The following is a 25,129-nucleotide window of genomic DNA, read 5'->3' as shown; positions in this document are numbered from 1 at the left end:
CAGAGAGAATGAAATGATTCCAGCGTGGATAGTTGAATACGGGGCGCTGTTGGGCCGGGGGCTGCAAACCACCCTCATCATTCTGTTGGTCTCCAGTGTGTTCGGTTACCTGCTGGCGGTGCTGGTGGCGCTGGCGCGGATCTCGAAAAACAAGGTGATCGCCAAGGTCAGCCTGTTCTACACCAGCGTCACGCGCGGCACGCCGTTGCTGATCCAGATCTACATCTACTACTACGGGCTGGGCAGCCTGTTTGCCCAGTTCCCGCTGATTCGCGGCAGCTTCCTCTGGCCGTACCTGCGCGACGGCTACTGGTACATCGTGTTCGCCCTGGTGGTGTCGATGGGGGCCTATGTCGGCGAAGTGATTCGCGGTGGCCTGCTGGCGGTACCCAAGGGGGAAATGGAAGCGGCCTCGGCCTTTGGCATGACCGCGCGCCAGTCGTTGCTGCGGGTGCGCTTGCCCCGGGCCCTGCGCCTGCTGTTGCCGACCCTGGCGGGGGAGACCGTGATGCTGCTCAAGTCCACGGCACTGGCCTCGACCATCGCCGTGATCGACCTGCTCGGCGCCGCCAACGTGGTCCGCGCGCAAACCCTGCAAGTGTACGAACCCCTGTTGCTGGTGGCCGGTGTCTACGTCTGCCTGACCTTCCTGATCGAAGCGCTGTTTGCCTTCGCCGAGCGGCGCGGAACGCCCGTGCGCAGGTCCGCCTGATGAGTTCGTCGAAAGTCGACCGCTCGCTGCAGGGCATTGGCCTGTGCACCCTGGGCTACGCGTTCCTGTCATTGCAGGATGCGGTCATCAAGTGGCTGGTGGCCGATTATTCGGTGGTCACCATTCTGTTCTGGCGTGCCGCCGTGGTGGTCGTGGCCGTGCTGCTGGCGGGGCGTTCGCGGGTTATCCAGCGGGCCTGGCACTCACCGAGCCGGCGCCTGCTGGTGGTGCGCGGCTTGCTGTCGATAGTGGCCTGGGTGCTCTACTACACGGCGGCCCGGGACCTGACCCTGGCCGAGATGACCACCCTGTATTTTTCCGCGCCGATCATGGTCACGGTGCTGGCGGCGGTGATTCTCAAGGAGCGCGCCAGCGGCTGGCAGTGGTTCAGCCTGATCGTCGGATTCGTCGGGGTGGTCATTGCCTGTCGCCCCGACCACATGACCGAGCCGTTGCCGATCGTCCTGACCCTGCTGGCGGCGATGTGCTGGGCGTTCACCTACATCCAGCTGCGTCAGGTGGATGACCAGACCTCCGTGCTCGAACAGATGCTGATCACCAACGTGGTATTCGTGATTTGCATGGCGGTGGCGCTGCCGTGGACCTACACACCCTCGCCGACACCGGCCTGGCTGGGCATGCTCGGCGCCGGGCTGGTGGGCGGCATCGGCCAGTTCCTGCTGTTCGCCAGTTTCCGCCGCGCCACCGCGACCTTGCTCGCACCGTTCGAATACACCGGCTTGATCTGGGCGTTTGCCCTGTCGAGCCTGGTCTGGGGCACGCTGATGGACACCTCACTGATGATCGGCGCCGGGCTGATCGCCGTCAGCGGCACCCTGGCGATGATCTTCGGCCGGCACCCGTCACAAGACGTCGTCGGTGCTGAATGCTCCGTGACGCAGCCCCTTTATCCAGCAACGGCAGATATGCAGTCCGTTGGCGGCGCTGAAGGTCTCGGGGTTCAGGCACCACTCGAGCCAGAGACCGTCGAGCATCGCCGATAGGCCGATGGCGGCCAGGCGCGTGTCGTGAATCACGAAACCTTCGCTGGCCGCCAGGCCGTCGAGCAACTGGCGGATCAGATCCAGGTAGGCGCGGTAGCTTTTTTCGTGGGACTGGCTGACGTGTTCGGAGTGACGGATCAGGCTCCAGAACACCACCCACACCCCGAGCAGTTTCGGGTCCATGACCCTGGGCGAAAACGAGCCTTCGAGAAAGGCATCGATCTTCTGCGCAGGTGTATCGGCCTGTTCGATTTCCTGGAGCAGGGCAGTGGTCAGTTCGCTCGCGAGCCGCTGGTAGGTGTCGGCAATCAATGCCTCGATGCTGCCGAAGTGATGGTTGAGCAAACCCACGGACACCCCGGCTTCGGTGGCGATGCGCCGCACGGAGATCCCGGCGTGACCGTCGCGGCCCAGGCAGCGCAAGGTGGCCGCCACCAGCATTTCGCGGCGGTCTTCGGGTTCGGCGCGACGGTTTTTCGGGGCATCGGTTGTCACAAGGCTGTCCCTGGATGAGCTTCCACGCTGTCGAGCTTAGTTGAACACCTGTTCAATCACCAGCCTCGACCGCCGCGATACAGCGTTTTTCAACGGTCATGACAGGAGGGAAAACCAATGCCGCAGGATATTTCGTTCAGTGTCAGCAACAACAACGGCGATGCCGTGCGGGTCGGCGCCTGGCGCTATGCCGGCGATGGCAGCGGGCCGAACGTGCACCTGCAGGCCGGGGTGCATGCCGATGAAATCGCCGGGATGCTGGTCCTGCATGTACTGATGCAACGGCTGCAGATCGCCGAAGCCCAGGGCCGGCTCAAGGGCCAGGTGACCGTGGTGCCACAGGCCAATCCACTGGGCATCGGCCAGTTTCGCCAGGGCCGGATTCTCGGGCGTTATCACGACGCGACCGGGCACAACTTCAATCGCGCGTTCGACCAGTCGGCGGCCATGGCGCGACCTTCGACCTGCGTCCAGCAATGGCAAAAAAAGCTGGTGCAACTCGCCGCCCCGGCCGACATGATGCTCGACCTGCACACCGATGACGAGGCCCTGCCGTACCTCTACGTGCACCGCAGTTTCTGGCCCTGCGGTCGCGAACTGGCGGCGGCGATGAAGATGGACGTGGCGATCATCTGGGATGACGGCGGCGACGGTTCCTTCGAAGAAACCATCATCGCCCCGTGGCTGCGCGACGGCGTCACAGCAGGGCGCATGGCCGCGACCCTCGAGCTGCGCGGGCAGGGCGACGTCAACGACCGATTCGCCGAGTCGGATGCCGAAGGGCTGTACCACTGGCTGTGCGCGTTCGGCGTCATCGATGAGTCCGTGGCGCCTGCAGACTGGCCCGTCGAAGCCGTGGAAATGGGCCACATGGAAACCATCATCGCCCCGCAACCCGGCGTGCTGATCTTCGAAAAAGAGCTGGGAGATTTCGTCGAAGAAGGGCAGCGCTTTGCCCGAATCCTCAGGACCCCGGGCGACCCGACTTCCGAAGTGGTGCTGCATGCAGAACAAGCGGGACGCCTGGTCACGCGCTATCGCGACCGACTGATCGCCCAAGGCATGGGCGTGGCGAAATTCACCGGCAGCCGGGTGTCACGTCACTGGAGCGGCGGCTTACTCGACCCGAACTAAGCCTCACACTCGAAGTAGCAGTGTCATGACATTTGTGGCGAGGGGGCTCGCCCCCGTTGGGCTGCGAAGCGGCCCCCGCTTTTCACCCGTCAAACGGTGCAATCAGGTTTTGCGACGGCTTCGCCGCCGAGCGGGGGCAAGCCCCCTCACCACAAGGGCGGTGTTAGCTACAGAGTCAGCGTCCACCAACGATTCAGTGCGATCTATGTGTTGTCGCACTATTTGAGCCTGCCAACATTTGTGGCGAGGGGGCTTGCCCCCGTTGGGCTGCGAAGCGGCCCCCGCTTTTCTCCAGTCAGATGGTGCAGTCAGGTTTTACGACGGCTTCGCCGCCGAGCGGGGCGGTGCGGCGATCCGACAAGCCCCCTCACCACAAGGGTCCGCGTTAGCCACAGATTCAGTGTCTATTCACGCGGATCAATCTGATCCAACACCCGATTCGCCGTAATCTCCGCCAGCATCACACTATTGGAAATCCCCAACAGGGCATTGCGCGACCCACCGTCCAGATGATCCACCAACTGATGCACCATCACATCGACCGAGGCCAGCGTCTCGACCAGATACACCATCAGCGTTTCGGTATCGGCTTCAGGGTCGACGGTAAACAGAGTGCCAGGCGTGCGCGGTGTGGCCTTGATGTCGGCGGTGGAGGGGACGTGGAAGGCGGATTCGGCGGCCTCGTTGGGCCTGCTTGAATCGGGTTCGCAGGGGGATGTCGGATCGGTGTCCGGCGGGTTGGGGGTGACCTTGAACATGGCAACTCTCCGTCTACGAGTTAAAGCTGCACCATTCGGTTCCAAGCGAAGGGTGGCAGCTGTACGCAGGTTGGAACCCGGGGTAAACGGAACCCGGCAGACCCGAAGGTCTCCCACGCACAGCCGCCATAACGGAGTACACGCTCAAAAGCATGCAAGCATTGTTATGAAGGGCGTCATGCGCCGTTTACTCATCAGGGTTCCAAGCCTGATCGCTGAATTGGCAGCGACGCGGGCACGATAGAACCTGGACCTAGGGCGCACAAGCCGGCGGATTCTGGCGTACCCGTAGGCAACGACGCAAGGTCTTGTAGCCCGCCGGAAATACCCTACAACCTTTTTAAACAAGCGCTCGTGGGCAATCTCGAGCGATCCCCACGCAAGCAAAAAACATCCCCAGCCAACTGAAGACCGGCTTTCGTGTATCGCTGTGTATCAGCGCACGAAATCCGACTACAACCCTACAAAACCCACTCATCACGGATACAGCCCGGATACACCACTGGGGCCAAATAGACCTGCCAAAGCGAGAAGCACAACGCAGCTCGCAACCAGGTTCATCAACCCTTGTGGTACGACCAATAGTGGTCCCGCCACGTCATTGATCCGGAGTATCAACATGTCTCGTATCCAGTCGAACAAAACCCGTATTGGCCTGATCGCTGTCGCGCTGGTCGGCGGTATCAACTTCGCGTCCTCCGCGTTTTCCGCCGAAGCCTTGCCGCAGGGCTATCAACTGGCCTCCGCCGAGAAGACCAGCGAAGGCAAGTGTGGCGAAGGCAAGTGCGGCGCCAGCGAAGCCAGCGCCAAAAAGACCCAGGCCGAAGGCAAGTGCGGTGAAGGCAAGTGCGGCGATGCGTCCTTCGCCCGCACCGACGCCGACCATGACGGACGCGTGTCGCTCAAGGAACTGCTGGCCGTAGCACCCAAGGGCACAGAGGAATTCAAGGCGATGGACGCCAACGGCGACGGCTTCCTGTCCGAGGGTGAGGTGTACAAGTTCCGCACCAACCAGTACACCTCCAACGGCAAGAAAGTACCGACCGAGTTGTTTACCAAGTTGAGCCAGGCTAAAGAGTGATCAGCCGCTAACAAAAAACCCTTCCTGCGTTGATGCGCAGGAGGGTTTTTTTGTGTGGGCAGTACTGGATTGGTCGTCAGACGGGAAATTGCACTGCACTTGACCACCCGTTTACATTTGACCTGACCAGTTATTTGTATTCGTTCTGACGATCGATTGCGTCGGATTTAACCAGCAGGCTTTGTAGCTCATGACCGGCAGAGAACGGCCCAACATGGACGATAGAGTACGGAAAATAAATCTCACCTCCTCAAGAACGCGAGGAGCTGGGTTACGCGTCCGGTTCCTTAGGCCACAGGTGTCGCGGCGCACCGACTAGGCAACCAGCGGCCGAACCATCACGGCAAATTTCGCCCGCTACCGAGACACGGACGCTAGGTAGCCATCATTCAGGTTTGGAAAGAAGCAGTCTACTCCCGCCCTCTACCGCAATTTGAATAAGCTCTGCGGAATCACGGGTTCTCGCCCCCTCGCTGTTGGCCTGAAGAAAGCCCACTGCTTGATTAAGCATGAATTGACCCGCTTCGTTTTCAGTCAGCTCTCTAGCTTCTATGCGGGCCAGCGCTTCCTTGCCGAAGACCTTTATCTGGTCGTTCGTGCACTTTCCAACCGCAGCCAGATCCTCGGGACGATCCAAGGTTGGTATGTGCAGCTTCTCTGAGCACGCCATCACAATCAGTACTTTGACACCCGCAAGATCTTCTTGAAGTCGCTGTTTGGTGGCACGTACCGCCTCCGAATCAGCAGGTAAAGGTGTCGCTTGTGAGGAGATGGGGTGGTTGGGCTCCTTCTTATCCGCTACGCAGCCTCCAAGAGATCCAACCACAACCGCAAACCCTGCCAACAAAATACGTTTCATCTACTACTCCATGTGATTTTTCCCCAGCGTACCTAATCGCCTTCATACGCCGCCACCTTACAGGTTTGACCTTACGGAAGACTCTTCCAGATAGGGTGGCGACTTATGCACGCGATTTCACCAAGGGGCTGCACCGTGACCAGAGACGAAGAATGCGGCTGGTTCCTCAGCATTTACACAATCAAGAATGGGGAAAGATTATTTCCACTACTTTGGTTGTTCGCCTCCGGGCAAAAGGAGTTCAGTCAGTTGCGTCCAGGAAATCAGGGGCGATTCAGTGACAGGGTCAAGCTCTGGTATTGGCAGAGCGATATTGCTAACGCTTGCGGCAGAGGGGCGGCGTCGGTTTGCTATGACTTACGCCCGGATGCAAAACCTGGTGGCTACGACGAAGAAATCGATCTCCACACGGATGCGTTGATCATCAAGAGAGGTGGTAAGGCCAACTTCGCTCGTGCGGACGCGGGTTTGACAGCAGGTGTCCCAATTTTTGTAACCAAGCAGTAGAGAACTTTGGTCGTTCAGACATAATGGTGAATAACGCTGGCGTCTTCACTGGCCTGAATACGATCCTGGAGGGGACCGAGACAGGAATCGAACTAGACGGTTCAACCTCAGTAAACACGGAAAGATTATTAACTAAAAAAGCTAAATAGGTACTCGTTTAGGGACTCAAAAAAACCAAAGTCCTACCGCCAGCTCATAATTGCTATAGCACATGAGCTTAGCATAGGCGCTGCGTTTGGGAACTGTTCCATCATGACGCTCAGGCTACACATGTATTCCTCATCCAGTTGATTTGGCATCTGCTCGCCATACAATGAAGCGAGCTTACTTTTCGAAACCGATATAGGCATCGCAGACCTACTTCGCTCCAGCCGAACTGAAAGTCCTCGCCGAGTGCGAACGTCAGCGGTAAAAGCCCGTAAGGATTTGCCTTGCTCGCCGCGCCACGGACGTATGAGGCGGTGGGCTGGCTAAAGCCGTGTAACTGCGGCATACAGTCATCTCCGCTGACGATCGTATCGAACGGGCAAGTTCCAAGCCGTTGACAATCTCAAGGTGAGGCCCACCTCAGAACTCTGAGTCGCCTCATAAGGATTTGATCGCGAACTTACGACGGTTGGGTTATACAGCGGCATGCAAGGGAAGTGGTGGGAGATATACCAATGAACATACCTTGGTGAACGGCAAGAGGTTCGCTCATGGGGAACGCGGCAGTTTTATCAAATGGTTGCCGTGCTCGTGAAAACCGACATCTCCCACAAGCAACACTGCTAAAATGAACCAATCAAGTCTTCGCGCTAGTGAAGCTTTTCACTATAAGGCTCGTCACTCGTACAAGTCAGGACTTGCCCAAATTATAGAAACGATGCCGCTGTCATCTAGACTGCCAATTTTTATGTCCACACCAGAAATAGAACTTATTTTACTAGCATAACTCACAGCTCGAACGAAATGATCATCATCAATAAAATCACGAAGAACATAAAAATAGTGAATTCTCGTAACCCCACCAAAATCACTATATTTAATCAAGCGCGCCTGCATCTCTCTCAAAGATATTTTAATTTTTTGCACAAAGTTGTGATAACTGTATGCTTTCACCTCAACTGCAACGGTTTCATCACCTCTGACAGCCATCAGGTCAAATTGAATCACATCCCCTCTACGCCCTAGCATAGTCACATCGTAACCCTCACTAGAATAATACTCAGCAACTGCGCTTTCAGCTGCATTATAAAACTCCATTGAAGGATGGCGCTGATAAGTATTAATAATTAACTCTCGATCCTCATCTCCCATATCAATTTCGCCAAGCTTTTCCGTTGCAGCACGAATGACCGCTTTTACCTCCTCCGCAACCCCGCAAATTCTGCCATACTCCGCTCGACTGATTGCCCGATTGTGGGCAACTTTATTTCTAAGGTCGTAGAGCACCTTCCATTTTTCTTGTAATTTATGGCCTGGAAAATCAACTAGCGAAGAGAAATATTTTTCCCAGTTCGACTTTGGAAGGTATTTCAGTATCCGTTCCTGATCTCCCTCATCAAATTTTGTCTTAAGAAGAATTCTATCTAATTCGTCAAGCGATACGTCCCGCTTCTTTTCAAACAGAACATCGCTTAAATGAATGAAATCTAATTTGTGCAGATCATTAACATAAGGCTGTTCGCCTTTGAAGTTTTCTATTTTTTGCCAGAGCGTCGGTAGCACCGCATCCTTAGCCCATTTAACTCCGACCGTAACAAGCATAAATTTCGCGATGAGGCGTCTCATGAGGTTTTCCACCTCATTTATTACTGGATAGGATTTCTCCGCAAAAACTTTTCCGGCCCCATCCCAAAGTGTGTTAACGGCTGTGTCACCAGGCCGAATCCTCTCAATTATACTCTTCAAGCGCTCACACATTTCCGCAAACTCTTCAGCAAGCTCCTCTTTCTCGCACTCAATAATAAAATGAAAATACCTTTCATTGCTTGACTTAACCTTGTCATTCGCAACTTTAAACTTAGCAGCAACTAGTGGCTTCGCCCTTGTCGCGCGCTTGTAAGTTATTTTATTCCCAAGGATAGTGAGTAATGAGTCAACTTTCAAGAACTCGACAAACGCCTTGCTGCTCCCGCAAAAATCTTCTTCGCCAGGAATTGTAACTAAAAACTCTGTTTTCAATTGACACCATGTTGACTATGATTATGGCTTTCGGCGGTCGAATAATGCAACTTCAGTAACTCATTACTCCACGCCTCTATGTTTTTTGAGGTAATGATTAAATCCGTACTGCAAAAATCTTGAAACTCAAAAACCAAAATAATTCCCTGGATAACTAGTATCGATTGCAAATATACGTTGCTTATCTGTACATACGGCGCTCAAGCTCAGTTCTGACGTCACCTCCGCAGAAAGATTTTGAAACTGAGTCAAGCAAGGAAAGCACCTGGGTTTCAATTTCGTAGAAATCTTTCTTTGGCATAAACTGCAGATTAAATCCAATCCCTTCCAAGGCCCGGATCATTTCTGCTTGGTGATCCTTGTAAATAAACGGTCCTCTCGTAGCCTTATATGAATTAAAGTTAGAGTCAGAAATAACCTTATTAACCCGATCGATAAAATCAAAGTAAGTCTCAGACAAAGACATATCCCCATCTCTTGAGTTAGAATAAATAAGGCCGTAGATCTTATGAGGGTCAAATGAAGATATTGAAAGCAAATCCCTCTTCCTGACCTCCTCAACAAAAAAGCTCTGAAATAGCGATAGATGTGATATGTGGTTTGTAAAGTGCGATGACTTTAGTGTAGATAAATAACTGAGCAATGCGACAAAAATTGCACCAACCGTAGCAACAAGGACAATAAGATCTAATGTCGACTTAGCAATAGTAAACGCTGAGCTATATTTCTCATACAGACTTACAAAGCACTTATTGGAAAAACAAAATGGCAGCAAGTAAATCTGATCAGCAAAAAAAATCGTTACGAAAACCGTCAAAAAAATACCAAACCCTATGATCGCGATCGAGGCAAGCAAAACAATTAAGTACTTAAAATATGGATGCTGATTTAAAAAGGCATCTCTCGCCCCTCTACAGGACGAAGCCATAAAACTATACATGCTTATCAATTATATCCTCACTTTCAGGTTTCAACCTTCTTAATTTAGACCTTAACTGCTTGGATGTTATGTCATATACACGATTTAAAACTATCAGTCGCTCCATAACCCTATGAAATCTTGACTTGTACCAGTGAGTATGCCTTTTCGCATCAAAGTCTTTTTCCAAGCGCGCAACCATATCTTTGGCCCTATTAACATCACGTCTTGACGGCAAAGGCTTGATTGAATTAAGCCGCGCAAGAAGCGGTTCATGTTGATTATGGCCAACCCGAAGGAGCTTATTAACCCTCCCCATACAGCGATTATAGTCATGCCTGTAGCCGTGAGAAGTTCGATAGCCGGGTTGGACTGCGAGAGACTCTAAGTTACGAACTGCGGCCCTAATCCTGCCCACCTCATCAGCAGGAAGTCGCGGCGTATTGAAGCTAACTCTCAACCCATGGACGGTCAATGGTTCCGTTGAGGTCCTGAATACTTTAGTCTTACCCTCATTTATAGGAAGATCTTTAGCAGTTAACATATCGCTAATAATTTTAAGCGCATACGTAAAATCGGTATTTAGCGATTTTGACGATACAGTAATATCATCTACCAACCTAGTGTATATAAACCCCTTCCTATTGAGTCGTTCGACAACATCCCCTTCAACATCATACAAACACAAAGAGGCAATGTAACTTGATGTCAAACCACCCTGAACAAGATGTGAATTATGGCAGCACAAGTCGGTAAGAATCCTAGATACTTCTTCGTTATATTTGAGAAACTTACTAAATATAGAAAATACTATATCCTGATGAATATTATCAAAAAAACTCGAAACATCAACTTTCAATAAGCTTTTCGCGCCGCAGTGCCTTCCCGCGCAAGAGACATAATCCTTACTGTCGTAGGCATCATTGTTTTTTTGGTTTGGCACTGAGCCATATATGAAGTGCGGCCAACGAATCACGTAGTGATTGGAGAAGATTGCAATATTTATTCTTTTTTGGAGCTTTCTTAAGAACCTGTGAGGATTATAAATCGGGCGACTTATCCCACCTGCTTTTTTAACATGTTCTTTTTTGGTGTACCGATCCTCTGGACTCAATGCCATAACAGAAGCAAGAAACTCATCTGATACCCGCAGAAGCTTGCACAAATTTTCGCGACTACTGATAGAATTTTTTGAGATTTTCAGTGGGTTCGCAAGCACGATAGCCAATCCATTGGAAATAAATGTGAGCCGTACCAACCCATAACATAGGGTAAAGAGAAAGATGTTGCGTTCATCGAAACCATCCGCTGAAAACCACCATCTTTCTCATGGTAGGCCCACCGTGAAGCACTCCAGCGGGACGCGGGGGTCGGAGACTGCCGGGGCCCTCTCCTCATCAGTTCAATACTTTCGCATTGAACGCTCATTGCTGAGCAAACCAGCGGATGTTGTGTCTCGATTGCGGCAAATAGGCGATACGCCCATGCAATTTGAAAATACACCATTTTCTTGGGTAAGCAACAGATTTGTGATCTCGAAAGGCCACCTACTGAAATGGATCCCAAGCTCAGCAGTCTCTGCCCTCCCTAGCGGTCGACTTTTGTTCGCGACTAGGAGACCTATGGATCAGGTCGTCACGGATGCAATTAGTGGCCGAGAGCTGCTGTTAGCTCATTCTGACTTGTAGCTTTACTCCTACGTTATGCGACGATTCGCTCGCACCGCAGGGTAGAGCTTTGCGGTGTCGTGTGAGTCTGTCGCAGGTGCTCTATTATCTGCGACATGAAATGCGATAGCTGTGGCTCTGAGCCGGATTGGGTGCGACTTCGATACGCTCGCCATTTCTCAGGGCTGGGATCTGCAATCGAAGTCAGTCACGCTGGCGATTTTATGCCTGCCACGAATGTCCGGACATGGCCGAGTTCTGCCGGTGGGAAAGGGCTGAAATCGGCCAAAAACAGCCATCCACGACTAACCACAATCGAGTAAAAGCTTACACAAGTGTCCAGATCAATGATTCAGAGTGGCAGCTTTTGGCCAATGTTTGGCTGAGATGACAGACCGAAATGGGTTAGCTATTTTTCGAGAATGGCCTTCTGCCATTGTTATCCTCTAAGATGACTCTTCAACGCGATTATTTAGATCGCTCAAGAGGATTCCAGGTATGGATGCCGCTGCACGGCTGGAGGGCCTTCGCGCCAGTTCCGGTTTCGCTTCGCTAGGCCGTTACACGTCAGCTTTCGATATGTTCAAAGTGATGGGGGTGAGCACCAAAGAGCTGATCCATTCGAACATTCTTGCTGCCTTCATGAATGCCAATGGGGCCCATGGTTTGGGCTCATCGTTCAGGGATGCGTACGTGGCGTCGCTCGCCAAGCTGCCATGCAGTGGACAGGCACTTCCGGTTCAGGTGCTGGATAGCCTCGAAGGAACCAAGGCAAAGGTTGCCAGGGAGCTGGCTCACATAGATGTGCTGCTCGACTTCCCAGACAAGCGACTCGTCATCGCTATCGAGAACAAGATTTGGGCGATTGATCAACGCGATCAGGTCGGGCGCTATCAGAAAGCGCTTTGCGAGCTCTACCCGCATCACGAGCACCGGGCTCTGGTCTACTTGACTCCGTCGGGTAGGCAGTCACCCACCCAGGATCTGCAATCCAGTGTGCCGGTTTATCATCAATCCTATGGTGAGCTAGCCGCGCTTTTTCGTCAGTACCAATCCCACGCCACTTCATCCGCCGCCTATTTCGTCGATCAGTTTTGTACGCACGTGGAAAAAACAATGTCAGGGAACTCCGAGTTGAACAATCTTTGCTGGGAGATTTTCCAGCAGAACGAAGACGCTTACGCTCACCTTGTGAAGCAGTACGAATACTGTAAGACGCGCAAGATGACCGAGCTGTTTGATCGCTTGCGGGAGCGTTTGGTCAACGATCGACTGTTCGAAGACATCGCTGGCGGGCTCGAGGTTAGGGCTTCTTCGAGGAAAGACAAGCAACAGTACGACTTGGATGTTCGCCAACGCAGTTGGCCCGAGGGCGTATGGATCAAAATCTACAAACACAACTGGTTTGGAGTGTTCCCATTCTTCCGAGGTGAGGATCGTGAGGCGCTGAGTGTTCGGCTACCGACGTTCACTCAGCCTGCGCACGCTGTTCCTGATTGGGCAGACCTGTACTTCGCCTCCACGCGCTTTTTGGTCAAGGAAGATCGGTGTGTGCTGGAGCAAGGAGATAGAGTGATGGACATCCATCTCGATGAAGCGCTGACTCGCGTATATGACTGCCTGGTCGAAATCAATCAAGCGCTTGATCGCCAGAGAGCGGTAGAGGCGTATGAGGGGGGCAATCTTCTGGTCACAGGTCAAGTGCCTGCTTCAAAGGCATGACCGCGTAAGCAAGCAACCGGACAAACTGTTCATTGACCTAAGATCAGGGAATTCATGGCGCTGTTTATTCAAAAACCCATTTTTTGGAATACCGATCAGTACTTGGCGCCTTCTGGAGTTCGCGCATCTAGCGGCTTCCCCGAGGCGACAGGTTATGGTCATGAAGAGTGGAACAACTCCTCAAAAATGCGCCTGTCACGCGGCAGTAACCGTTTTCGAGTGTTCCACACTGAGGGGCTTGGTGCTGCACCGACTGACGCTAATGCGGGCCAAACGTTTGTCTTTCTGACCGCGTCGCACGATGGTGTTCAGCAGTTGGTAGGGATCGCTGGGAATGCCTTTTGCTTGCATGGTGAGCATCATAAGAAGCAGCGTGAAGACATTGCGCGGGAGCTGTCACTCCATGAGCTCTGGGAAGATGCCTGGTGCGTTGCGAACGTGCAAAAACAGTACGGCGGCAATCAAAAGAAGTTTTTGAAAGAGTGGGAAAAAGACCTGCATTGGATTCCAAACTGGATCTGTCCGGAAGAGTTTTTCTGGTGGTTTGACAAGCCGATCACCCTGGATCCGCGCACCATCACCGGTAAGGAAAAGTTGCTAGGGATGTACAGCAGCTACACCGATCTGGACCTGCCAACGGCGGGTCGAATAATGGATGCCATCCCGGCTGGGAAACATAATGAAAAATGGGTTCGCTTGGTTGATGCGATTCAATGTGCGCCTTCCGAGCCATTGGCTGCTGAAGACTTATCGGATGGAAAGGAGCCAGTCACGGAAGTACTGACTACAGCGAACGCGCGGCGTGGGCAGGGAAAGTTTCGTGAGGATCTGATGGAAGTTTGGGGAAGTGCTTGCGCGGTCACGGGTTTGGCGTGCAGGGAGATTCTTCGTGCCTCTCATGTGAGGCCTTGGAAAAGGTCCAATGACAGGCAGCGCTTGGATCGCCATAACGGACTTCTTCTGTCAGCGAATTTGGATGCCTTGTTCGACAAGGGGCTGATTACGTTTAACAACAAGGGGCACATGCAGGTTTCGAAACGTCTGGATGAGCGACACAGGCAGGCTTTGGATTTGCCTCAGCCACTTCGGTTTGTTCCGAAAAAGCTGGTGGCTTATCTGAAGTATCATGAGGAAAATGTATTTCAAGACAATAAGCGCTGACTGAGTCGGTGGTTCTGGCGAGGAAGATTATTCTGGTTCGTGCCGCCTGCGGCGGACAGGCTGTCCTGATCCGGGCCAGGCGTTCCGCCTGTCACGGCCCTGAGGGCTACCATCCTTCACGCCTTCGGCTGTGCAGGTATGCGCGCGCTGATTGCGGAGGTAATCGATCAGTGCCAGGTCAGCACTGGTGTGGTGGAGGTGGAGCCAGTGGTTGGCGTCGTGTAGGTCTCGCCGTATCGACCAGGGCATTGGGTAGAAAGCTATTGAGTTGATCTCCTTCCTGTAGACATTGGAAAAGCCAGCTATCGACCCTCAGCAGACTTCGTCAAATCATTCAATCGGTGAGACACAGCCTCCGATGGGACACCGTATCAAAAAAGCTTTCGCTCCAAGCCTCAATATGAGGCCCGAGGCGGTCTCGGGATCTCGGGGCGATTCAGCTCCGCATCCTCTTGTGGAAGGCCTGACTCTCTCCCTCGGCGCAGAAAATATTTTATACCGCGGTACGGGTAAGCAGATGCAAGGATTCTTGACGGTTATTCCCTTCGGTCACCTGATGTCCGAGTAATATCGGCATGCTGCAGGACTTGGGACAATGATTCTTTTCAATTCAAGGTTCAGAAGAGAAATGGATAACTCTGGATACAGGCCTCCGACTAAGCACACCAAGGTCAATTCCGCAATAATTCGTTGCTTAAGAGACACAGGTGATGGGGATTACGTTGCCGCTCGGCTAGCTGCTAGACATCGACTCGTTCCTCAGTTTTTGTGGTCAGCGGAGCAGGCCCTAGAGAAATACCTGAAAGGCATCCTCACCCTTCACCGTGTCAGCGCTCTAACTATCGGGCACGACATATCGAAAGCCTTGACGCTAATAGAAAAAGAACTTGGGTTTGAAATTCCTCTTACTCTGCGGCAGAAGGAAGTATTTGAAGCAATCGCTGAGTGGGATTCGGATAGATATTTTCTGAATCACGTTGGCGTGATGGGCCATGAGCTGCATTATTTGGATCAGTTGGTCTGGCGGATTCGGCAGTACTGCCAGCCTTTAGATGTTATGCACTATGCAGATGAGCCGTCCCGCGTCGTGCTGGAGCAGAACGTTAAAGCGATACAGGGGCGGGAACTAACTGCTCCCCGAGAAGGCGACCTAGTTGGAGGGCGTCTGGAACAGATGCTAGTGGACAAGAACGACCCTGCCAGATCGGCTCTGGTCTGGAAAAATCTAATGTTTAGCACGAGCACTCGCAAGAAGGTAAGTCGTAGAAATCATATGCATATGAGCAATGCGCCTCTGTGGCTTGACCCTGATCTGATCGATGACGTCGCTAAGCTTTTAAAAGTGCCTAAACCACTTCAAGAGGAGTACCGGCAGCTAGCGAAAAGAAGAGCACTGGGGCAAGACTAATTCAGTGTTAACGAGAAACTCAATGGCTCCTTTTTCATGAACATACGATGATCGCTTCTGGCCGTTTCTGCCTTTCGCGACAGGCAGAAATCGGCCAGAAGCGGTCGGTCGAGAGTGAGCGCCAAGATGTATTCATGAGCGCGCTGTTGCGCATGCTCAGGGAATACTAACGGCGGCATGAAGCTCAAGATTGTTCCTGAAAGGCACCACAGCTATGATTGCTGGCTATTTGCTACGATCAGATCAAGGGGGGGGCGATGGCGGTCTGGGAGCCAATTAACGGCGTGTTTATGGCTACGACACCATTTCTTGCAAGCCTAGGATGGCTGGAAAAATGGGCTAATTCGCCGCTAAGTACGGCTATTATCGGTGGCATGATTGGCGCGGGTTTCGGGGCCTGGGCCGCAGGATGGATCGCCAAGAGGGACAAACGATACGATTCCGTTAACGAGGAAATTCGGGCTTGCAACTTAGCAATGCTGCTGGCTCAACAAGCATTCGGTCTTGCCCTATCGCTAAAGATTGATGCGGTAAAACCCATAACAGATGCCTATAACAAAGCTCGTAGTGAGTATCTGGATCCGAAGGTTGGTGCTGCGTCGGAGACGCAAAACCTACAGAAAGTCAGCCCGATAAACCCGCCGCTCGACGCGTTGCGCACCGCGGCCTTAGAACGCCTCACTCTGCCCGGCTCCGCCACTCGGGCGGTATTGCAGGTAGTCGAATCGATGAATTGCCTGAACCAGGCGCTGACAATTCGCAATGAGCTAACAGATATGTTTTTGCACAAGCAATACCCGCCAGGTATGGATTTCCACCACATGTATTTCGGGGTACCGAAGGATGGTTCCTGCCACGCCGGTTACATGGACTGTATGAAGAGCATGGCTAGGTACACTGATGAAGCGCTGTTTTTCAGCATGACGCTATGCCAGATGTTGGATGAGCAAGGGGTACAGCTGCGGAAAGAGCGTAAAAAGCTAGCTCGAGGCAAAGTGTCCATCAATCGTTTCCGTTTGGCTACCAGCATTCCTGAGGGGATCATCCCGGACGCCAAGAACTACGCGACGTGGTTTGCTGGCTATCAAGTGCAGGCCAATAGTAAAAAATGGTGGCAGTGGGGGAAAAAGTAAAACGGTCCCCGACACTCGAACACGCTGTCATTTCCCCTGCCACCAGCTTACTGAACATCTCTGCCTTATGCCGACTGCCACCCTGTGATCTAGCGAGCACGGACCTTTTTATGCGAAACACTGAATGCGTATGGTCATCGGATAGATGAATGCCGCTTAGGCGATAGTTGACCGTCAGCTTTGGTTCGTTTTCTGCCAGTCATGTCCATGAAGCGCGGTGGTCAATTCCATGCAACTGCCTGCTCATCTCGAACGCAATCGGATGAGCAAATCTAAGCAATCCCCCCATCAAGCCTTAACCCAACGCTGCCGACTCCAACTACTCAACCCATCAACCGCAAACACCAGCACCAACATCGCCAAAATCACCGTACTCGCCTGAGCCTCCTGAAACAGGCTAAGACTCACATAAAGCATCTGCCCCAACCCCCCAGCCCCGACAAACCCCAGCACGCTGGCCATGCGAATATTGTTCTCCCAGCGGTACAAAATGTACGCCAGCAGCTGCGGAAACAGGTTAGGCAGGGTGCCGTAGCAAAAGGCCCAGACCACATTACCGCCCTGCAAACGAATGGCTTCGGCGGGTTGTGGCGGGGTGTTTTCCAGTGCTTCGGCGAACAGGCGGCCGAGTACGCCGGTGGTGTGCATGGCCAGTGCGAGGGTGCCGGCGTTCGGGCCGAGGCCGGCGGCCAGTACCATCAGTGCGGCCCACACCAGTTCGGGAATGGCGCGCAGGCCATTGAGCACAAGTCGCGACGCGCTTTGCAACAGCCAGCCGAAGCGCCCGGCCGCCGGCAGCGCCAGCAGCAGGCCAAACACCGCTGCGAGCAGGGTGCCGAGGGCGGACATCGCCATGGTTTCCACGGCGCCACGGCCGATGGCTTGCAGGTGGCCGGCGCTTAGGTCGGGGCTGAGAAAGCGCAGCACGTAGGCGCCCATCTGCTTCAGGTTACCGCTGCCCGTCAGTTCGCCGAGGTCGATGCCCAGATAGCGGAACGAGGCGACGACCGCGGCGCTGATGCACAGGATCAGCAGCAGGTTGATCAGGCGATTCATGCGAACCTCCAGCGCAGCAGGCGGCTGATCTGGTCGGCGAACAGCACCAGGACGAAGAAGGTCAGCAGCATGCTCGCCACTTCACCGCCGGCGAACATGCGCAGTGACAGGTCGATCTGCTGGCCCAGTCCGCCGGCGCCGACGAAGCCCATCACCACGGACGCGCGGATCGCGCATTCCCAGCGGTACACGGTGTACGACAGCAGCTCCGCCGCGACATTGGGCAGGATGCCGTAGCAGAACGCCGCCAACCGGCCACTGCCGGCTTGCAGCAGTGAATGGGCGGGGCGCTGGTCGACCGACTCGAAGATTTCCGCGTAGACCTTGCCCAGCATGCCGCTGTAGGTGATGGCGATGGCCAGTACCCCGGCGGTCGGGCCAAGGCCGACGGCGCGCACGAACAGCAAGGCCCAGACGATTTCCGGCACGCTGCGCAGGAAGATCAGCAAGCCGCGCACCGGCCAGCGCAACAACCGGCCCAGGGCGCTCGGGCGACCACCGCGCGAGGCGGCCGACAGCGACAGGGCGCGGCTGGCGAGCAGGCTGGCGGGCACGGCCAACAGCAAGGCCAGGGCCATGCCGGCGGTGGCGATGGCCAGGGTTTGCAAGGTGGCTTGCCACAGCAGCTGGAGGAACTCTTCGCCATGGGCCGGTGGCCAGAAGGCCGCAACGAAACGGCCCATTTCACTCTGGCTGTCGGCCTTGAGTAGCACGCCCAGGTCCAGTTCGCTGAAGTGGATGCCGGGCCACAGCAGGGCCAGCGCCAGCAGGCTGAGCAACAGGCGGGGCAGGGTGGCCGGGTCTCGTGTATCGCGCGTCAGCATCGGGGAATCTGCAGGCTCAAGGGCGCCACCGGAGCGGGCGGGGATTGCAGTTGCTCGTTGGCGTAGAGCCGGTCGAGCAAGTCGTGGTCGATGTCGGCAGAGGGAAGATCGAAGAGGATCTGGCCGTCGCGCAAACCGATGATGCGCGAGAAGTTGCTCAACGCCAGATCCACCGCATGCAGGCTGGCGACCAGGGTCACCTTGTGTTCCCGGGCGTGGCGGCAGAGGATCGACAGGGTGTGCCCGGCCAGCACCGGGTCCATCGCCGACACCGGCTCATCGGCCAGCAGCACGTCGGGGGCCTGGTACAGCACGCGGGCAATGCCCACGCGCTGCAGTTGCCCACCGGACAATTGCTGGCACTGGGCGAACAGCTTGTCGCCCAGGTCGAGTTTGACCAGGGCCGCGCGTGCGCCGGGCACATCCACCGGATGCAGCAGGCTCAGCAGGCTTTTGGCAAAACCCCACTGACCCAGTTTGCCGGCCAGCACCGCCGTGACCACGCGCTGGCGCGGTGGCAGTGGCGGCGCCTGATGCACCAGGCCGATGCGCGCGCGCAGGCGTTGGCGCTGTCGGGCGCCGAGCTGCCAGGCTTGCTCGCCGAGCACTTCGACCGTGCCGCTGCCGGGGCGCAGGGCTGTGGCCAGCAGGTTCAGCAGGCTCGACTTGCCGGCGCCGGAGGGGCCGATGATCGCCACCTGCTCACCGGCGCCGATGTGCAGGTCGACCTCATGCAGCGCCCGCACGCCCGTGTCGTGGGTGAGGCTGACCCGGTTCAGATGCAAGGTCATTTCAGCAGGTCGGCAGCGCGCGCGGCTTCCTCGATGCCCTTGTAGTTCTCAGGCTTGGTCTCGATGAAGCGGCTGGCGGCCTGCAGGTCGAGGATCGCCTTTTGTTCCGGGTTGGCCGGGTCGAGCGCGAGGAAGGCGGCCTTGATTTTCTCGGCCAGGGCCGGGTCGAGGGTGCCGCGCACGGTCCAGTTGTAGTCGAAGTAGGCCGGCGTGGTGGCGAAGACCTTGACCTTGTCGGTGTCGACCTTGCCGGCCTTGACCAGTTTTTCCCAGACGCTGGCGTTGAGTACGCCGGCGTCCACTTTGCCCGCCTGAACCCAGGCGACCGTGGCGTCGTGGGCGCCGGAGTAACCGACGCGGCTGAAATAGGTTTCCGGCTTGATGCCGTCCTGCAGCATGAAATAACGCGGCATCAGGCTGCCGGACGTCGACGAGACCGAGCCGAAGGCGAACGATTTGCCCTTGAGGTCGGCCAGGGATTTGACCGCTGGATCGGCGGTGATGAATTTGCTGGTGAACTGGGCATCCTGCTCACGCTGTACCAAGGGAATGGCATTGCCGGTTTTCAAACGTGCCTGCACGAAGGTGAAACCGCCCAGCCAGGCCATGTCGATACGGTCCGTGGCCAGCGCCTCGACCACCGCCGGGTAGTCGGACACCGGTACGAACTCGACCTTCATGCCCAGTTGCTTCTCGAGGTATTCGCCCAGTGGCTTGAACTTGCGCAGCAATTCGGTGGGGGCTTCGTCGGGAATGGCGCTGACCTTGAGGGTCTCGGCAGCCTGTGCCAGCAGGGTGGAAAGGGACAGGGTCAGGCCGACGGCCAAGGCCAGGGTACGTTTGAGCATGGAAGTTCTCCGGTTCAATAGCGGAAAAATGTCGATGCGCCCCGCACAAGCTGATTGCTGCACGACGCTTCGTGAGGGTAGACGAAAACGGCGCGATTATAGGGAGTCTTGGGTGAGAGACCAAAGGTAAAAGATCGCAGCCTTCGGCAGCTCCTACAGGGGGGCGTTCCAATGAAAATGGTGCGATTGTGGGGAGGGTCAAAAGATCGCAGCCTGCGGCAGCTCCTACATGGGAATGCGTACCCTGTAGGAGCTGCCGCAGGCTGCGATCTTTTGACCTTTACATCCTTGCCAACGCCTGCGCCAGATCTGCGCGCAAGTCTTCGACATCCTCAACCCCCACCGACAACCGCACCAACCCATCGCCAATCCCCAACTCTGCCCGGGTATCGGGCGGGATGGTGGCGTGGGTCATGATCGCCGGGTGTTCGATCAGGCTTTCCACGCCGCCCAGGCTCTCGGCCAGGGCGAAGATCTGCACGTTTTCGAGGAAGCGTTTGGCGCCGGCCAGGTCGCTGTTGAGGTCGAGGGAGATCATCCCGCCGAAACCGCGCATTTGCCGCTGGGCCAGTTCGTGCTGCGGGTGCGAGGGCAGGCCGGGGTAGTAGACCCGTGAGACTTGCGGTTGACGCTCCAGCCACTGCGCCAGTTCCAGTGCGTTGCTGCAATGACGCTCCATGCGCAGGGCCAGGGTCTTCACCCCGCGCAGGGTGAGGAAGGCGTCGAACGGCCCGGCGATGGCGCCGACGGCGTTTTGCAGGAAGCCCAAACGCTCGGCCAGTTCGGCGTTCTGCCCGACCACGGCGATGCCGCCGATCACGTCGGAGTGGCCGTTGAGGTATTTGGTGGTCGAGTGCAGCACGATGTCGAAACCCAGTTCCAGCGGGCGCTGGATCCACGGGCTGGCGAAGGTGTTGTCGGCCACGCAGATGATGCCGCGCGCGCGGCAGGTGCGGGCGATGGCGGCGAGGTCGGTGAGGCGCAGCAGCGGATTGCTCGGGGTCTCGACCATGACCATGCGGGTGTCGTCCTGCAAGGACGCCTCGAACGCCGCCAGGTCGGTCAGGTCGACGAAGCTGAAGCGGTGCCCGGCGCTGCGCTGGCGCACCTTGTCGAACAGGCGGAAGGTGCCGCCGTACAGGTCGTTGCCGGAGACGACGTGCGAACCGGCGTCGAGCAGTTCGAGCACCGTGGAAATGGTCGCCAGCCCCGAGGCGAAGGCAAAGCCTCGGGTGCCGCCTTCGAGGTCGGCCACGCAGCGCTCCAGGGCCCAGCGCGTCGGGTTGTGCGAGCGCCCGTAGTCGAGCCCCTTGTGTACGCCGGGGCTCTGCTGCAGGTAGGTGGAGTTGGCGTAGATCGGCGGCATCAAGGCCCCGGTGGAAGGGTCCGGCGATTGCCCGGCATGGATCACCCGGGTGGCGAAGCCCTGAGGCGGGGCGTTTTTGTCCTGTTGACTCATGGCAGGGATCTCCGCAAATGGTTGAGCATGTCGGTTCGGGTAATCAGGCCGTGGAAACCCGAGGCATCCTGGATGATCGCCACCAGCCCACGGCCCAGCTCTGCCTCCAGTTCCGCCAGGGTGGCAGCGGGGGACAGGGTCTGCAGTTTGTCGGTCATGGCGCTGGCCACGGTTTTACGGAAGTGCGCAACGTCCTCATGCACCCCCAGCAGGATGTCGGACTCATCGATCACACCGACCAGTTGCTGACCCTTCACCAGCACCGGCAGTTGCGACACGTCCGCCAGACGCATGCGCTGGAATGCGGTGAGCAGGGTGTCGTCGGGGCCGACGCTGATCACCCGGCCATCCTCGAATCGCCGCGCGATCAGGTCGCGCAGGTCGCCGTAGTGCTTGCGTTGCAGCAGGCCCTGATCGTTCATCCACTGGTCGTTGTAGACCTTCGACAGGTAACGCGTACCGGTGTCGCAGACGAAGCTCACCACCCGTTTCGGCTGGGTCTGTTCGCGGCAGTAACGCAGCGCCGCCGCCAGCAGGGTACCGGTGGACGAGCCGCCGAGAATGCCTTCGGCGCGCAGCAACTGGCGGGCATGGTCGAAGCTTTCCTCGTCGCTGATCGAATAGGCGTGGCGCACGCTGGACAGGTCGGCAATCGACGGGATGAAGTCTTCGCCGATGCCTTCCACCGCCCAGGAACCAGGGGTGGGGAGGGTGCCACCGCGGCTGTATTCGGCCATCACCGAACCGACCGGGTCGGCCAGGACCATTTCCAGGTCCGGCTGCACGCGTTTGAAGAAACGGGTCAGCCCGGTGAGGGTGCCGGCCGATCCGACGCCGACGACGATGGCGTCCACATCATGCTGGGTTTGCGCCCAGATCTCCGGCGCGGTGCTGCATTCGTGGGCCAGCGGGTTGGCCGGGTTGTTGAACTGGTCGGCGAAGAACGCATCGGGAATTTCCGCCGCCAGCCGCGCGGCAACGTCCTGGTAGTACTCGGGATGGCCCTTGCCGACGTCGGAGCGGGTGATGTGCACCTCGGCGCCCATGGCCTTGAGGTGCAAGACCTTCTCGGTGGACATCTTGTCCGGCACCACCAGCACCACCCGGTAGCCCTTGGCGCGGCCGACCAGGGCCAGGCCCAGGCCGGTGTTGCCGGCGGTGGCTTCGACGATGGTGCCGCCGGGGCGCAGGCGACCGTCGCGTTCGGCGGTGTCGATCATGGCCAGACCAATACGGTCCTTGATCGAACCGCCGGGGTTCTGTGATTCGAGCTTGAGAAACAGCGTGCAGGGACCGGTATCGAACCGGCTGACGCGTACCAGCGGGGTATTGCCAATCAGTTCGAGTACGGCAGGACGGGAATAGTCGGGCATGTCATCACTCCTTGCGTGAATCCGCACTGGATGGACAGCAATCCGCGCCGGGTCTTCGCGCCGGTCGCGGGCAATGCATCGCTTGGACCATAGGCCGGGATCGGGTGGACCGCAACCTCGCACGGCCAGCCGGTCACCTCGACGCTTTTTCCTCGCCAGCAACCACAAAAAACATAATTTCGCTATTTCCCGGCTCCGAACAGAATGCGGCCAACACCCTGATACCGATAGCCGCAGCAGAAGAACAACAGTGATCAGAATCGAGGCGGCAGCCATGACCGACCTGAATCAAACCACCTTTCAGAAGTGCACAGCCATGACAGTTGATAAAACCGTAATTGATACGCTTGTTGTTGGCGCCGGCCAGGCCGGCGTGGCCATGAGTGAACACCTGAGCAAACTCGGTGTGCCCCACCTCGTGCTGGAGCGCAACCGTATCGCCGAAGCCTGGCGCACCGGTCGCTGGGATTCGCTGGTGGCCAACGGTCCTGCCTGGCACGACCGCTTCCCTGGCCTGGAATTCGATGGCCTGGACCCGGACGCCTTCGCCGGCAAAGAGCAGGTGGCCGAGTACTTCGAAGCCTACGCCCGCAAGTTCAACGCGCCGATCCGCACCGGTGTTGAAGTCAAGAGCGTACAACGTAATGCCGACCGTCCGGGTTTCACCGTTGAAACCTCTGACGGCGTGATCGAGGCCCGCCACGTCGTGGTCGCCACCGGCCCGTTCCAGCGTCCGGCCATTCCGCCGATTGCCCCGCCAATGGCCGGCATCAGCCAGATTCACTCCGCCCAGTACTACAACCCGCAGCAGCTGGCCGAAGGCGCGGTGCTGGTGGTGGGCGCCGGTTCTTCGGGCGTGCAGATCGCCGATGAACTGCAACGTTCCGGCAAACAGGTCTACCTCTCGGTCGGCGCCCACGACCGTCCGCCGCGCGCCTACCGCAACCGCGATTTCTGCTGGTGGCTGGGGGTGCTGGGCGAGTGGGATGCCGAGGCCATGCAACCGGGCAAGGAACACGTGACCATCGCCGTGAGCGGTGCCCGTGGCGGCCACACCGTGGACTTCCGTCGCCTGGCGCATCAGGGCATGACCCTGGTCGGCCTGACTCAATCGTTCAATGGCGCTGTGGTGAGTTTCGAAAACAACCTCGCCGACAACATCCGCCGTGGCGATGAAAACTACCTCGCGCTGCTCGACAAGGCTGACGCCTATATCGAGCGCAACGGCCTCGACCTGCCGCTGGAACCGGAAGCCCGGGCCATGCTGGCCGATCCGGATTGCGTGACAAACCCAATCCTGGAACTGGACCTGGCAAAGGCCGGCGTGACCACGATCATCTGGGCCACCGGTTACTCCACCGACTACAGCTGGCTGAAGGTCGATGCCTTCAAGGAAAACGGCAAGCCACAGCACCAGCGCGGCGTGTCGGCCGAGCCGGGGGTGTATTTCGTCGGGTTGCCGTGGCAGTCCCGTCGTGGCTCCGCGTTCATCTGGGGCGTTTGGCACGACGCCAAGCACATCGCTGATCACATCGTTAAACAGCACACCTATTTCAACTATCGGGATGCGACCCAGCGTCAAGCCGACGCCGCCCGCGCACCTGTTCAGAAAGCCAGCCTCATGGGAGTTCGTTAATGCCTACTCATACCCGCATCCGCATGTTCAACACCAAAGACACCTACCCGAATCAGACGCTGGACAACGATCTGTGCCAGGCCGTGCGCGCCGGCAATACCGTGTATGTGCGTGGTCAGGTCGGCACCGATTTCAACGGCCAACTGGTGGGCCTCGGTGATCCGCGCGCCCAGGCCGAACAGGCCATGCGCAACGTCAAGCAATTGCTGGAAGAGGCGGGCAGCGACCTGAGCCACATCGTCAAGACCACCACCTACCTGATCGACCCGCGCTATCGCGAGCCGGTGTACCAGGAGGTCGGCAAGTGGCTCAAGGGTGTGTTCCCGATTTCCACCGGGCTGGTGGTCAGTGCCCTCGGCCAGCCGCAGTGGCTGATGGAAATCGACGTGATTGCCGTTATCCCTGAATAAGGAATT

22 protein-coding genes and 1 pseudogene are annotated in these 25,129 nt (G+C 56.6%); 11 read left to right on the top strand and 12 right to left on the bottom strand.

The features are described 5' to 3' along the window. Positions 1–13: 13 nt before the first annotated feature. Positions 14–712, top strand: coding sequence for an ABC transporter permease subunit (locus tag ACEN83_RS18760; protein ID WP_015095644.1), 699 nt, complete (start codon positions 14–16; stop codon positions 710–712). After that, the gene (locus ACEN83_RS18755) at positions 712–1,716 is read left to right on the top strand and encodes a DMT family transporter (protein ID WP_258681511.1); all 1,005 of its coding nucleotides are present in this window, start codon (positions 712–714) and stop codon (positions 1,714–1,716) included. Before ACEN83_RS18760 ends, ACEN83_RS18755 begins: the two co-directional genes overlap by 1 nt. Here ACEN83_RS18755 and ACEN83_RS18750 read toward each other — a convergent pair. Continuing rightward, positions 1,672–2,157: pseudogene (locus tag ACEN83_RS18750) on the bottom strand (TetR family transcriptional regulator C-terminal domain-containing protein); the annotation flags it as partial. The gene ACEN83_RS18755 and the pseudogene ACEN83_RS18750 overlap by 45 nt on opposite strands. Before the next feature lie 171 nt (positions 2,158–2,328). On the opposite strand from ACEN83_RS18750, the gene ACEN83_RS18745 reads away from it, so the two are divergent. Further along, on the top strand, positions 2,329–3,345 hold the full coding sequence (locus tag ACEN83_RS18745) for a M14 family metallopeptidase (RefSeq protein WP_495578032.1): 1,017 nt from the start codon (positions 2,329–2,331) through the stop codon (positions 3,343–3,345). Positions 3,346–3,749: 404 nt separating this feature from the next. Here ACEN83_RS18745 and ACEN83_RS18740 read toward each other — a convergent pair whose 3' ends face one another. Next, on the bottom strand, positions 3,750–4,103 hold the full coding sequence (locus ACEN83_RS18740) for a DUF6124 family protein (protein ID WP_495578031.1): 354 nt from the start codon (positions 4,101–4,103) through the stop codon (positions 3,750–3,752). Between the two features lie 619 nt (positions 4,104–4,722). Here ACEN83_RS18740 and ACEN83_RS18735 point away from each other — a divergent pair. Then, positions 4,723–5,184 (top strand): HvfA family oxazolone/thioamide-modified RiPP metallophore, encoded by a 462-nt coding sequence (locus tag ACEN83_RS18735; RefSeq protein ID WP_495578030.1) that lies wholly within the window; start codon positions 4,723–4,725, stop codon positions 5,182–5,184. Between the two features lie 385 nt (positions 5,185–5,569). On the opposite strand, the gene ACEN83_RS18730 is transcribed toward ACEN83_RS18735, so the two are convergent. Continuing rightward, the gene (locus ACEN83_RS18730; RefSeq protein ID WP_102702240.1) at positions 5,570–6,043 is read right to left on the bottom strand and encodes a hypothetical protein; all 474 of its coding nucleotides are present in this window, start codon (positions 6,041–6,043) and stop codon (positions 5,570–5,572) included. Positions 6,044–6,178: 135 nt separating this feature from the next. Between ACEN83_RS18730 and ACEN83_RS18725 the strand changes: the two genes are divergently transcribed. Beyond that, complete coding sequence (locus ACEN83_RS18725) at positions 6,179–6,550, top strand: hypothetical protein (protein ID WP_495578029.1); 372 nt, start codon at positions 6,179–6,181, stop codon at positions 6,548–6,550. A gap of 825 nt (positions 6,551–7,375) precedes the next feature. Here ACEN83_RS18725 and ACEN83_RS18720 read toward each other — a convergent pair. From ACEN83_RS18720 to ACEN83_RS18710, 3 genes are all read right to left on the bottom strand, one after another. Next, on the bottom strand, positions 7,376–8,716 hold the full coding sequence (locus ACEN83_RS18720; RefSeq protein WP_495578028.1) for a PDDEXK family nuclease: 1,341 nt from the start codon (positions 8,714–8,716) through the stop codon (positions 7,376–7,378). Between the two features lie 181 nt (positions 8,717–8,897). Next, positions 8,898–9,644 (bottom strand): retron Ec48 family effector membrane protein, encoded by a 747-nt coding sequence (locus tag ACEN83_RS18715; RefSeq protein ID WP_146025416.1) that lies wholly within the window; start codon positions 9,642–9,644, stop codon positions 8,898–8,900. Between the two features lie 4 nt (positions 9,645–9,648). Next, a complete protein-coding gene (locus ACEN83_RS18710; protein WP_495578027.1) occupies positions 9,649–10,854 on the bottom strand; it encodes a reverse transcriptase family protein in 1,206 nt (401 codons plus the stop codon). A 946-nt stretch (positions 10,855–11,800) separates the two neighbouring features. Between ACEN83_RS18710 and ACEN83_RS18705 the strand changes: the two genes are divergently transcribed. The 4 genes from ACEN83_RS18705 (at position 11,801) to ACEN83_RS18690 (ending at position 16,726) form a co-directional block, all read left to right on the top strand. Beyond that, positions 11,801–13,024: a PDDEXK-like family protein gene (locus tag ACEN83_RS18705; RefSeq protein WP_495578026.1), complete on the top strand. Its 1,224-nt coding sequence runs from the start codon at positions 11,801–11,803 to the stop codon at positions 13,022–13,024. Between the two features lie 54 nt (positions 13,025–13,078). Continuing rightward, a complete protein-coding gene (locus tag ACEN83_RS18700; protein WP_495578025.1) occupies positions 13,079–14,185 on the top strand; it encodes an HNH endonuclease in 1,107 nt (368 codons plus the stop codon). Positions 14,186–14,780: 595 nt separating this feature from the next. Next, complete coding sequence (locus tag ACEN83_RS18695) at positions 14,781–15,593, top strand: HEPN domain-containing protein (protein ID WP_495578024.1); 813 nt, start codon at positions 14,781–14,783, stop codon at positions 15,591–15,593. A 257-nt stretch (positions 15,594–15,850) separates the two neighbouring features. After that, a complete protein-coding gene (locus ACEN83_RS18690) occupies positions 15,851–16,726 on the top strand; it encodes a hypothetical protein (protein WP_495578023.1) in 876 nt (291 codons plus the stop codon). Between the two features lie 288 nt (positions 16,727–17,014). Here ACEN83_RS18690 and phnE read toward each other — a convergent pair whose 3' ends face one another. The 6 genes from phnE to ACEN83_RS18660 all read right to left on the bottom strand — a co-directional run bounded on the left by phnE (position 17,015) and on the right by ACEN83_RS18660 (position 23,077). Then, positions 17,015–17,782 (bottom strand): phosphonate ABC transporter, permease protein PhnE, encoded by a 768-nt coding sequence (phnE, locus tag ACEN83_RS18685; protein WP_495578022.1) that lies wholly within the window; start codon positions 17,780–17,782, stop codon positions 17,015–17,017. Beyond that, the gene (locus ACEN83_RS18680) at positions 17,779–18,606 is read right to left on the bottom strand and encodes a PhnE/PtxC family ABC transporter permease (protein WP_495578021.1); all 828 of its coding nucleotides are present in this window, start codon (positions 18,604–18,606) and stop codon (positions 17,779–17,781) included. The genes phnE and ACEN83_RS18680 overlap by 4 nt, the downstream gene beginning before the upstream one ends. Beyond that, a complete protein-coding gene (locus tag ACEN83_RS18675) occupies positions 18,600–19,397 on the bottom strand; it encodes a phosphonate ABC transporter ATP-binding protein (RefSeq protein WP_495578020.1) in 798 nt (265 codons plus the stop codon). The genes ACEN83_RS18680 and ACEN83_RS18675 overlap by 7 nt, the downstream gene beginning before the upstream one ends. Continuing rightward, complete coding sequence (locus ACEN83_RS18670; protein ID WP_007977824.1) at positions 19,394–20,245, bottom strand: putative selenate ABC transporter substrate-binding protein; 852 nt, start codon at positions 20,243–20,245, stop codon at positions 19,394–19,396. Before ACEN83_RS18670 ends, ACEN83_RS18675 begins: the two co-directional genes overlap by 4 nt. Positions 20,246–20,525: 280 nt before the next feature. After that, positions 20,526–21,704, bottom strand: coding sequence for a trans-sulfuration enzyme family protein (locus ACEN83_RS18665; RefSeq protein ID WP_218486175.1), 1,179 nt, complete (start codon positions 21,702–21,704; stop codon positions 20,526–20,528). Beyond that, positions 21,701–23,077, bottom strand: coding sequence for a pyridoxal-phosphate dependent enzyme (locus tag ACEN83_RS18660; protein WP_007976080.1), 1,377 nt, complete (start codon positions 23,075–23,077; stop codon positions 21,701–21,703). The genes ACEN83_RS18665 and ACEN83_RS18660 overlap by 4 nt, the downstream gene beginning before the upstream one ends. Positions 23,078–23,351: 274 nt before the next feature. Between ACEN83_RS18660 and ACEN83_RS18655 the strand changes: the two genes are divergently transcribed. Next, the gene (locus ACEN83_RS18655; RefSeq protein WP_495578019.1) at positions 23,352–24,713 is read left to right on the top strand and encodes a flavin-containing monooxygenase; all 1,362 of its coding nucleotides are present in this window, start codon (positions 23,352–23,354) and stop codon (positions 24,711–24,713) included. Continuing rightward, positions 24,713–25,123, top strand: a complete 411-nt coding sequence (locus ACEN83_RS18650; RefSeq protein WP_003201555.1) for a RidA family protein — start codon at positions 24,713–24,715, stop codon at positions 25,121–25,123. Before ACEN83_RS18655 ends, ACEN83_RS18650 begins: the two co-directional genes overlap by 1 nt. Positions 25,124–25,129 lie beyond the last annotated feature (6 nt).

The organism is Pseudomonas sp. Pseusp49 (assembly GCF_059491875.1).
The sequence above is the reverse complement of the archived record's forward strand: the minus strand, read 5'-3'. Positions and strand labels throughout refer to the sequence as shown.